Source organism: Frankia sp. AgB32, from assembly GCF_023243045.1.
Taxonomy (GTDB): Bacteria; Actinomycetota; Actinomycetes; order Frankiales; family Frankiaceae; genus Frankia.
On record NZ_JALKFX010000159.1, the window covers coordinates 1 to 1,256 of the forward strand.

1 protein-coding gene is annotated in these 1,256 nt (G+C 63.0%); it reads left to right on the forward strand.

Annotated elements, in window-relative coordinates:
- On the forward strand, positions 1-1,243 hold a 1,243-nt coding region (locus MXD60_RS26215; RefSeq protein ID WP_248822380.1), incomplete at its 5' end, for an IS4 family transposase.
- Positions 1,244-1,256 lie beyond the last annotated feature (13 nt).

The window sequence follows — 1,256 nt, forward strand, 5'->3', positions numbered from 1 at the left end:
AGTTGAACTGCCAGCCGTTGAAAACGAGCGGCTCACCGATCGTATTTCGCTCGGCGTGCTTGCCAAAATCGTCCCCCGGGACCTCGTCGATGAGGTGCTGGTGGAGACGAAACGGCAGGAACGGCGCGTCAGGCTACTACCGGCCCGGGTGATGGTGTACTTCACCATGGCTATGTGCCTGTTCTTCGACGATGACTACGAAGAAGTCATGCGTAAACTCGCCGGTGCGTTGACATGGTTGGGGAACTGGAAGGGTGACTGGAAGGTCCCGACCAGCGGGGCGATCTCGCAGGCACGAGTCAGACTCGGCGCCGCACCACTGAAGCTGCTGTTCGAACGTGTCGCCGTGCCCGTCGCGGGGCGAGGTACCAAGGGCGCATGGCTGCGTTCCCGGCGACTGATGGCGATCGACGGATTCTTCCTCGACGCGGCGGACACCGCCGAGAACGTTGCCAGGTTCGGACGCCACACCAACGGACACAAGGCCAGCGCCCAGCCGCAGGTCCATGTCGTCGCCCTCGCCGAATGCGGCACGCACGCGATCGTCTCGGCCGCGGTCGGCCCATGTGCCAGCGACGAACGCGCACTCGCTGCCACTCTGCTCGATGCCTGCGAACCAGGGATGCTCCTCACCGCCGACCGCAACTTCTACAGCTACGACCTCTGGCACCAGACACTCGACACCGGCGCGGATCTACTCTGGCGGGTCAAGTCCAACCTCACGCTACCGGTCATCCAACCTCTCCCCGACGGCTCCTACCTCTCCATCATCATCAATCCGAAAATAGGCGGGAAACGACGGGAACAGCTCATCGCCGACGCCCGCGCCGGCCGTGACGTTCCCGAGGAATCCGCGACACCGGTCCGGGTCATCGAATACACCGTGCCCGACCGCACCGGCTCCGGAACCGGAGAACTGATCTGCCTGGTCACCAACATCCTCGACCACACCGACATACCCGCGGTGGAACTCGCCACGGCCTATCACGAGCGCTGGGAAATCGAAAACATTTTCGATGAGGTGAAAACCCACCAGCGAGGCGAAGCCCGCGTCCTACGCTCGCAACTCCCAGACCTGGTGGAACAGGAGATCTGGGCGCTTCTCCTCAGCCACTACGCAATCCGAAGTCTTATGCGCGAGGCCGCCGACGAAGCCGACGTCGACCCGGACAGACTATCCTTCATGCGATCACTACGCGTCATCCGCCGCCAGGTCACCGACCAGGCGGATTTTTCCCCCTGACGACCACACACAC